Consider the following 9,083-nt stretch of genomic DNA (forward strand, 5'->3'; position numbering starts at 1 on the left):
CTTACCGGATATCCATTTATCTTATCGGCGCTTGAAAAATTAAACCTATAGAGAAATGGTATAAAGTTGCTGCACATGCGCCTTAAACGCTTCCGCTGCCATAAATCCCACCACCCGCCGCTCGTGGCGCTCCTTGCCGTCCACGCCGAAGAACAGAATCGCGGGGGGGCCGATGACGCCGAAGCGGTGCAGCAAGGCTTGATCGGCGGCGTCGTTGGCGGTGACATCGGCTTGGAGCGTCACCACATCGGCCAAAGCCATCCGCACCGCACGGTCGGAAAAGGTCTCGCGTTCCAGTTCCTTACAACTCACGCACCAGTCGGCGTAAAAATCCAGCATCACCGTGCGCCCGCCCGCTTCGCGTACCGCCCGATCCACATCAGCCACGGTTTTGACCCGGTGGAACGGGAGCGCCGCCGCTTCGCCGGTGGCATTGGCGATCAAACTGACGCCGCGCAGCGGTTGCAGCGGATCGCGTCCCCCCGCCGCCACCCCCACCAGCAGTAGAACCCCGTAGATCAGCAGCACCAGACCGAAACCCTTGACCAGGGTGCGCCAGGGTGGCGCGCCATGCACCATCGGTTGCAGCGCGCCCATATACGTCGCGATGACGATCAGCAGCGTCGCCCACAACACCATGATGATGGCTGCGGGCAGAACGCGATCCAGCAGCCACAGCGCCACCATCAGCAGCATCACCCCGAACACCCGCTTGATTCGCTCCATCCAGTGCCCGGCGTGCGGCAGCCAATGGCCGGCGGATGCGCCAATGATCAGCAGCGGTACGCCCATGCCAAAACTCAGGGCGAACAGCGCGACCGCGCCCAGGGTGAGATCGCCGGTGACCGCGATGAAGGTTAAAACGCCGATAAGGGGCGGTGCGACACAGGGGCCGACGATCAGCGCGGACAGGAAGCCCATGATCGCTACGCCGGTGTACTGGCCGCCGCGCTGGCGGTTGCTCCATTCCACCAGCCGGTTTTGCCAATCGCTCGGCAGTTGCAATTCGTACAGGCCGAACATGGACAGCGCCAGCAGCACAAACATGCCGCTGAACAGGCTGATCACCCAGGGATTCTGGAACCACGCCTGCACGTTCTGACCCAGCAGCGCCGCCAGCACGCCGGCAAGGGTGTAGGTCGCCGCCATCGCCAGCACATAGCTCAACGACAGCCGCAGCGCCCGGCTACGACTCAGGTTTGGACCCTGGCCGGCGATCAGGCTGGACAGAATCGGCACCATGGGAAAGACGCAGGGGGTGAAGGCCAGCAATAATCCAAGGCCAAAAAAGGTGGGAATCGCCAGAAAGCGCTGCTCACCCAACAGTCGCGCCAGCCGATCCTGCTCCGCTTCGTGGCGTTCGGTTTCCGCTACCGCAGCGTAGGGCGTTTCGGCCCTCACTCCCAACCCCTCTCCCAACGGGCGCGGGGAGTTATCAGTCCTCACCGCTGCTTCCTCTCCGGGCAGGCGCGGGGAGTAGGCCGGCAGCGCTACGCTCACGGTCTGGCTCAACGGCGGGTAACAGACGCCAATTTCGGCGCAACCCTGGTAGTCCGCTTTCAACCGCACGGTTTGGGCGCTGAAGGACTCGCGGTGCAGGCGGGCGATGATCGCCGCCTCATGGTGAAACACCGCTTGCCGGCCAAAATAGGGATCTTCTTTCGATTCGCCCGCCGGGATTTCCAGCGCGGTGATCGAAATGCCTGGGGCGTCCGGCAAATTCAACCGGAACTTGTCGCGATACAGGTAATAACCAGGCGCAATCGTCCAGCGCGCTTCCAAAGTGACCGGATCAAGGACGTTGAGGGTCAATTGGAACGCCTGATCGGCTTCGAGAATTCGCTCTGACGTAGAGTCGCCGAAGCGGTCGAACAGTCCCGCCATCACCGGCGTTGCCAGCAGCGCCAGCCACAACGCCAGCCACGGCCACGCCCGCAGTGGAGACTTCATACCGGCGCTCCGGTGTTCTCGGCGATCCAATCCAGATACGCGGCTGATCCAGCCTGAATCGGCAGGGCAATGATCTCTGGAACCTGGTAGGGATGCAGCTCACGGATGCGCGCCTCCAGCAACGGGTAGACCGCCTGGCGGGTTTTGAGCAGCAGCAACACCTCGGAATCGCGCTGGAGCTGGCCTTGCCAGCGGTAGATGGAGGTCAGTCCCGGCACGATGTTGGCGCAGGCGGCCAACCGTTCGCTAACCACGGTTTCGGCGATGCGCTCAGCGGTGGACAAATCAGGGCAGGTGCAAAGAATCAGCAGGGGCGATGAGTTCATGGCGTTACTTTTAGGATGCGTGGTCATGCGTCTAATGATTGAGACCGTTGGCCTGATGGCCAAGGTCGGGGTTTATCCGGCAGTCCGGCGAATCCGATTGCGTTTGAGATGAATCAGCAACAGGGAAAGAGTGGCGGGCGTCACGCCGGGAACGCGGCCGGCTTGACCCAGAGTATGCGGTCGGTGGCGGATCAATTTTTCTCGGGCTTCCTGCGACAGGCCATGAACCTCGGCGTAATCCAGATCAGGCGGCAGGATCTGCTGTTCATGGCGGCGCTGGCGGGCGATTTCCTCCTGCTGGCGTTCGATATAGCCGGCGTACTTGGCCTGAATTTCCACCTGCTCGGCCACCCGCAGATCGGCCACGCCCGGCCCGACGCCCGGCCCGACGCCCGGCAGGCTCAGTAGTCCGGCGTAGCTGACTTCGGGCCGCCGCAGCAGTTCCAACGCCCGGCTTTCCCGCGCCAGCGGTCCTTGTAAGACCCGCTGGATCTCAGCCTCATCCACTTGCGCGGGCCGCACCCAGGTTTCGCGCAACCGCTGGCTTTCCCGCTCAATCGCTTCCCGCTGGGTCTCGAATATCCGCCAACGCTCATCATCGACGATGCCCAGCCGCCGCCCGATCTCGGTCAAGCGCAAGTCGGCGTTGTCCTCGCGCAGCAGCAGGCGATGCTCGGCGCGGCTGGTGAACATCCGGTACGGTTCGGTCGCGCCACGGCTAATGAGGTCGTCCACCAGCACGCCCAGATAGGCTTCTTCGCGGCCCGGCCACCACGGCGCTTCCTCCTTGACCAGCAAGCCGGCGTTGATCCCCGCCAGCAGACCTTGCGCTGCCGCTTCTTCATAGCCGGTGGTGCCGTTAATCTGGCCGGCGAAAAACAGCCCACGCAGGGGGCGGGTTTGCAGTGAATACTCCAAATCACGCGGATCGAAAAAATCGTATTCAATCGCATAGCCGGGTCGAGTGATATGAGCCTGTTCCAAACCCGGTATCGAGCGCACCAGCGCCAATTGCACGTCAAACGGCAAGCTGGTGGAGATGCCATTGGGATAAACCTCGTGGGTCGCCAAGCCCTCCGGCTCCAGAAAAATCTGGTGCGAATCCTTATCGGCAAAGCGGTGAATCTTGTCCTCAATGGACGGGCAGTAACGCGGCCCGACGCCCTGAATTACCCCGGCGAACAGCGGCGAGCGATCCAGACCGCCCCGGATCAGATCGTGAGTATGGGCGCGGGTGTGGGTAATCCAGCAGGAGATTTGACGGGGATGTTCCGCCACCGAACCCAGATAGGAAAACACCGGACAGGGATCGTCGCCCGGTTGTTCGGTCAGTTGCGAGTAATCAATGCTGCGGCCATCCAGACGCGGCGGAGTGCCGGTCTTCAACCGTCCGACCTGTAATGGCAATTCCCGCAACCGTGCTGCCAGCGCATTGGCCGGCGGATCACCGGCGCGACCGCCTTCGTAATTGGACATACCGACGTGCATCAGGCCGGCCAGGAAGGTGCCAGCGGTCAGCACCACTGCGCCGGCGCTGAAGCGAATCCCGGTCTGGGTGACGACGCCCGTTACTCGCCCGCCCTCGACGATCAGATCGGTGACGGATTGCTGAAACACCCGCAAATTCGGCTGATGTTCGATCAGCGAGCGCACCGCCGCCCGGTACAAGGCCCGGTCGGCCTGGCATCGGGTGGCGCGCACCGCCGGCCCTTTACGGCTGTTGAGAATGCGGAACTGAATCCCGGCGCGGTCGGCGGCGCGGGCCATGACCCCGCCGAGTGCATCAACTTCCTTGACCAGATGGCCTTTGCCGATGCCGCCGATGGCCGGGTTACAACTCATGGCCCCCACTGTTTCAATGGTGTGGGTCAACAGCAAGGTGCGCAGTCCCATCCGTGCTGCGGCCATACCCGCCTCGGTACCGGCATGACCGCCGCCAATCACGATGACATCAAAGGGTTCGGGGTATTGCATCGAAATTACTCCGGTAATGGCAATTGCACCGCATAGTTCGACACCGGCAACGCCACCGTAATTACACCCTGCTTGACCAGAAAATTGGCGAAACGCTTGTAGCGGGCTTCGTCCAGCGCTGCGGGTCGCCGCGCCAATCGTGGCAGGGTGTCGCGCCAGGCTCGGCGATTCAGTTCATCATCCAAATCCTTATGTTGGGCGATAAACGCTTTCCAGGCATCGTCGGGATGATTGAGGATGTATAGCGTGGCCTGTTCCAGCGCGGTCATAAACCGTCCCAGTCGGGGATCCTTGAGTTGGTCGCGGTTCGCCACCAGCACCAGTTCATCGTAGGGCGGCACCCCTTCCTCTTCCGGGTAGAACGCCCGGCCCGGTTTCTTGGCCAAATCCATCTGGTTCAACTCGAAATTGCGAAAGGCGCCGATCACTGCATCTACCTGCTTCGATAACAGCGCCGGCGACAGCGAAAAATTGACGTTCACCAAAGTCACGTCGTCCAGCTTGAGTCCGGCCTTGGCCAGCAGGGTTTTGAGCAGGGCTTCCTCGAAACCGCCCACAGAGTAGCCGATCTTGCGCCCCTTGAGATCGGCCAGGGTCTTAACCGGCCCGTCTTTCAGCACCACCAGCGAATTGAGCGGGGTGGCGACCAGCGTGGCGATCCGCTTGATCGGCAACCCGGCGTTGACGTGAATATGCAGTTGCGGTTGATAACTGACCGCCAGATTGACTTTGCCGGCAGCGGCCAACTTGGGTGGATCGTTGGGATCAGCGGGCGTTTGCAGTTCAACTGCTAAACCCTGGGCGGCGAAAAAACCCTTTTCCTGCGCCACGATCAGCGCCGCATGATCAGGATTGACGAACCAGTCCAGCATGACGATGAGTTTCTTCGGGTCAGGGGCAGGCTGGTCATCCGCCCTAGCGCCGGGCAGGGCGAACAGACCCAGTATCAGCAGGAAAGCGGGTAATAATTTCGGTAGAGTTTTCATCAGGATTTTCTGCCGGTCGGAGTGAGTATTAAGATTCAGGGCATGTTACACCAATGCCGCCGCGCTGAACCCTTGCCCCCGCCCGCTGCCAAACCACCGGAATTGAAGCTCGGAACCCATCGAACCCGGAGAACTCATGTCAAGCAGTCGGTTCATCATCGCAATGCTTTGGCTGGCGCTGGCCCCCACCACCTTCGCCGCAACGCCCGTCCACGAATTCACGCTGGCTAATGGCTTGAGGGTGCTGGTGCGCGAGGATCACCGTGCGCCAGTGGTGGTCTCGCAGGTCTGGTACAAGGTCGGCTCCAGCTACGAACCCAGCGGCCTGACCGGCATCTCTCACTTGCTCGAACACATGATGTTCAAGGGCACCCCGGAGGTGCCGGGTGGCGAGTTTTCCCGCCTCATTGCCGCCAATGGCGGAGACGAAAATGCTTTCACCAGCCACGACTACACCGCCTATTTCCAGACCTTGGAAAAAGACCGGCTGGAACTCAGTTTTCGGCTGGAAGCGGATCGGATGCGCCATTTGCTATTGAAGCCGGAGGACGTGACCAAAGAGACCCAGGTGGTGATCGAGGAGCGCCGACTACGCACCGAGGATCAACCCGAAGCGCTGACCCAGGAGCAATTCAGCGCTGCCGCCTACGTCACCAGCCCCTATCGCCATCCGATCATCGGCTGGATGCAGGACATTCAAAACATCGCCCCGGATGATCTGCGTCGCTGGTATCAGCAATGGTACGCGCCGAATAATGCCACGCTGATCGTCGTCGGCGACGTAGACCCGGCCAAAGTCCGTGGGCTGGCGGAAAAGCACTTCGGCCCGCTGCCGCCCAGTGATCGGCTGCCGCTCAAGCCGACCGTGGAGCCGCCGCAGTTGGGCGAACGCCGGATCGTGGTGAAAACGCCCGCAGAATTGCCCTATGTCGCGCTCGGTTACAAAGTACCCACGCTGAAGACGGCTACTGAAGCATGGGAACCCTACGCGCTGGCGGTGCTGGACGGCATTCTCGATGCCGGAAACAGCGCTCGCCTGAGCCGTAACCTGGTGCGTGGTTCCCAGATCGCAGCCGCCGTTGGCACCAGCTATGGCCCGACATCACGGCTGGAAGAGTTGTTCGTGCTGGCTGGCAATCCGGCGCCGGGTCGCAACAGTGCCGAACTGGAACAGGCTTTGCGCGCCGAAGTGGCGCGACTGCGGGAGACGTTGATCAATCCCGATGAACTGGCGCGGGTGATTGCTCAAGTGGTCGCCGCCGATGTCTACCAGCAGGATTCGATGTTCTATCAGGGGATGCGGCTGGGGATTCTGGAAACGGTCGGGCTGGGTTGGAACAAGCTCGATGACTACGTGCAGCGGATTCAAGCCGTAACGCCGGAACAGGTGCGTGACGTGGCCCGCACGTATTTGATCGACGACCGGTTGACGGTAGCGACGCTGGAGCCGCTGCCACTGGATGGCCGCCGTCCACCCGCACCCGGTGCGGCGGGCGATCATTCAATTCGCTGAATACACCCTCACCGTTGCGTAAACCATGGTCTTTTATTCCATAGCTCACTTCTTGCTTCAACGAGGTTGCCCAAGGGTACGGCTTGGTTTTCGCCACTCAAATTCCCCACGGGTGGGGAACTTTACGCTGATGAGGCGACCGCATGTTCCCCCAGGTCTCACGCCCTCTCTGCAAGCGTTACTTTCCGCCCAACTGGCGGTAGGTTCCTGAGAACGGCCAAGATTCTTAAATGAAAGCCCATGAAAGTCAATAAAGTTTTCAGTAGCTGTCAACCCCCAACCCCTCTCCCAGCGGACGAGGGGAAATCAAGGATTCTTGTCACCATGTTTTATTTGAAACCGTTGTTGTCCGGCCTTCTGGCCACCGTCCTGCTGCTGGGGTCCGGTCTGGCTGCCGCCGTACCCGCTATTCAGAACTTTAGCACCGCCAACGGGGTGCCGGTCTACTTCATCCCGGCGCGGGAACTGCCCATCGTGGACGTGCAGATTCTGTTCAGCGCCGGATCAGTCCGCGATGGTGAGCGGCCCGGACTGGCGAAACTGAGCAATGGGTTATTGGATGAAGGCGCTGGCGACTGGTCGGCGGATACCATTGCCGATCGGCTGGATCAAGTCGGGGCGCGACTGAGTACCAGTTCGCGACGTGATGCCGCTTCAGTTGCGTTGCGCAGCCTGGTTGATCCGCGCTATCTGCAACCGGCGGTCGAAACCGTCGCCCGGCTGCTGAAAGAACCGAGTTTCACCCCGGATGCGGTGGAGCGGGTCCGTCAACAAATGCTGACGGCCTTGCAGGAACGCGCCCAATCACCCGGCGCTATCGCCCAGGATGCATTTTATCAAGCGCTGTACGGCAATCATCCTTACGGATCGCCGCCCGACGGCACCATAGCCAGTCTGAACGCAGTGACTCGCGCCGAGGTGCAGGGTTTTCACCGCCGTTACTACACCGCCGCCAATGCCGTAATCGCCATCGTCGGCGATCTGGATCGGCCCGCTGCCGAACAACTGGCTAATGCTCTGGTGGGCGGCTTGCCCAAGGGCGAACCTGCGCTGCCGATCCCACTGGCGTCACCGCTGACCGCCAGCCGGACTCTTCGCATCCCTCACCCGTCCAGCCAGAGCCATATCCTGATCGGCCAAATCGGCGTCAGCCGCGCCGATCCCGACTATGACGCGCTGTATCTGGGCAACCACGTTCTAGGCGGCAATGGCCTGGTTTCGCAACTGTCTCAGGAAATCCGCGAGAAGCGCGGGTTGGCCTACGGCGCCTACAGCGCTTTTACCCCGATGCGGCAAGCCGGCCCGTTTCTGATGAACATGCAGACCCGCAACGACCAGACCGACACCGCGTTGCAAGTGGCTCAAACCACCTTGCGCCAGTTCACCGCCAACGGGCCTGACGCAGCGATACTGGAAGAGGCGCGACAAAATATCACCGGCGGCTTTGCCCTTGATCTCGCCGGCAATAGCAAGCTGGCCAACTATCTGGGGGTGATCGCGTTTTACGGCTTGCCGCTGGATTACCTGCAAACCCACATCGGCGTCATCAATAGTATCGGCCTGGATCAAGTCAAGGCCGCCTGGCAGCGCCATGTCCAGCCCGACAAGCTGTTGACCGTCATCGTTGGCGGCGGTCAACCCGCGCCCCCGCCCGCAACCGGCTCATGAACCGGCGCGGCACCAATTCCAGCTACCTGCGGATCATTGGCGGACAGTGGCGCAGCCGACGGCTGGCATTTCCCGATTTGCTGGAGCTGCGACCTACACCGGATCGGGTGCGAGAAACGCTGTTCAACTGGCTGGCTCCGCGACTGCCGGGTGCCCGCTGCCTGGATTTATTCGCCGGCAGCGGCGCGCTGGGGATCGAAGCGCTGTCACGCGGTGCCGCTGAGGTGGTGTTCATCGAGCGCCATCCGCTGGCGATTCGCACTTTGCGCGAGAATCTGGCGCGGCTGAAGGCCGAAGGCGCACGGGTCGAACCGGGTGAGGCATTGACCTGGTTGCGCCAGCCGGGAACGCCGTTCGATATTGTGTTGCTCGATCCGCCGTTCGGACAGGGGCTGCTGGAACCGGTTTGCGCAGCGCTGGAAGCGGGGGACTGGTTGGCAGAAACCGCCTGGATTTATCTGGAAGCGGAAGCGGAATTGCCGCCGCTGTCGTTGCCCGCCCCCTGGAGGATTTACCGGGAAAAAATAGCCGGTGCGGTGGCGTACCGCCTGGCGCGGCGGGAAGGATCGAGTGAGCTTTGAGGCCAGACCGGAGAAGGATGACCCCTCACCACCTATCAGTTTTAGTTAGACTATCGTGCAACAGGTTGACTAAGACGACGAGGCG

The 9,083-nt window shown here is 61.5% G+C and carries 7 protein-coding genes; 3 read left to right on the forward strand and 4 right to left on the reverse strand.

The annotated features are described in order from the left end of the window. Positions 1 to 45 precede the first annotated feature (45 nt). From dsbD to BN874_RS12245, 4 genes are all read right to left on the reverse strand, one after another. Positions 46 to 1,950 (reverse strand): protein-disulfide reductase DsbD, encoded by a 1,905-nt coding sequence (gene dsbD / locus BN874_RS12230; RefSeq protein WP_051497782.1) that lies wholly within the window; start codon positions 1,948 to 1,950, stop codon positions 46 to 48. Beyond that, a complete protein-coding gene (gene cutA, locus BN874_RS12235; protein WP_034433726.1) occupies positions 1,947 to 2,276 on the reverse strand; it encodes a divalent-cation tolerance protein CutA in 330 nt (109 codons plus the stop codon). Before cutA ends, dsbD begins: the two co-directional genes overlap by 4 nt. Before the next feature lie 72 nt (positions 2,277 to 2,348). Then, complete coding sequence (gene mnmG / locus BN874_RS12240) at positions 2,349 to 4,250, reverse strand: tRNA uridine-5-carboxymethylaminomethyl(34) synthesis enzyme MnmG (RefSeq protein WP_034433728.1); 1,902 nt, start codon at positions 4,248 to 4,250, stop codon at positions 2,349 to 2,351. 5 nt (positions 4,251 to 4,255) lie between these two features. Then, the gene (locus tag BN874_RS12245) at positions 4,256 to 5,236 is read right to left on the reverse strand and encodes an ABC transporter substrate-binding protein (RefSeq protein ID WP_051497783.1); all 981 of its coding nucleotides are present in this window, start codon (positions 5,234 to 5,236) and stop codon (positions 4,256 to 4,258) included. Positions 5,237 to 5,372: 136 nt separating this feature from the next. Between BN874_RS12245 and BN874_RS12250 the strand changes: the two genes are divergently transcribed. The 3 genes from BN874_RS12250 to rsmD all read left to right on the forward strand — a co-directional run bounded on the left by BN874_RS12250 (position 5,373) and on the right by rsmD (position 8,998). Further along, positions 5,373 to 6,749, forward strand: a complete 1,377-nt coding sequence (locus BN874_RS12250; RefSeq protein WP_034433730.1) for a M16 family metallopeptidase — start codon at positions 5,373 to 5,375, stop codon at positions 6,747 to 6,749. A 324-nt stretch (positions 6,750 to 7,073) separates the two neighbouring features. After that, positions 7,074 to 8,417: a M16 family metallopeptidase gene (locus BN874_RS12255; protein WP_051497784.1), complete on the forward strand. Its 1,344-nt coding sequence runs from the start codon at positions 7,074 to 7,076 to the stop codon at positions 8,415 to 8,417. After that, complete coding sequence (gene rsmD / locus BN874_RS12260) at positions 8,414 to 8,998, forward strand: 16S rRNA (guanine(966)-N(2))-methyltransferase RsmD (protein ID WP_034433732.1); 585 nt, start codon at positions 8,414 to 8,416, stop codon at positions 8,996 to 8,998. The genes BN874_RS12255 and rsmD overlap by 4 nt, the downstream gene beginning before the upstream one ends. The last annotated feature ends 85 nt before the right edge of the window (positions 8,999 to 9,083 follow it).

The sequence above is a fragment of the Candidatus Contendobacter odensis Run_B_J11 genome (genome assembly GCF_000531125.1).
Classification (GTDB): domain Bacteria; phylum Pseudomonadota; class Gammaproteobacteria; order Competibacterales; family Competibacteraceae; genus Contendibacter; species Contendibacter odensensis.

What these genes read in the sequence shown, in the direction of transcription:
- dsbD (WP_051497782.1), bottom strand. Translation starts at nt 1,950, where the DNA reads ATGAAGTCTCCACTGCGGGCGTGGCCGTGGCTGGCGTTGTGGCTGGCG.
- cutA (WP_034433726.1), bottom strand. Translation starts at nt 2,276, where the DNA reads ATGAACTCATCGCCCCTGCTGATTCTTTGCACCTGCCCTGATTTGTCC.
- mnmG (WP_034433728.1), bottom strand. Translation starts at nt 4,250, where the DNA reads ATGCAATACCCCGAACCCTTTGATGTCATCGTGATTGGCGGCGGTCAT.
- BN874_RS12245 (WP_051497783.1), bottom strand. Translation starts at nt 5,236, where the DNA reads ATGAAAACTCTACCGAAATTATTACCCGCTTTCCTGCTGATACTGGGT.
- BN874_RS12250 (WP_034433730.1), top strand. Translation starts at nt 5,373, where the DNA reads ATGTCAAGCAGTCGGTTCATCATCGCAATGCTTTGGCTGGCGCTGGCC.
- BN874_RS12255 (WP_051497784.1), top strand. Translation starts at nt 7,074, where the DNA reads ATGTTTTATTTGAAACCGTTGTTGTCCGGCCTTCTGGCCACCGTCCTG.
- rsmD (WP_034433732.1), top strand. Translation starts at nt 8,414, where the DNA reads ATGAACCGGCGCGGCACCAATTCCAGCTACCTGCGGATCATTGGCGGA.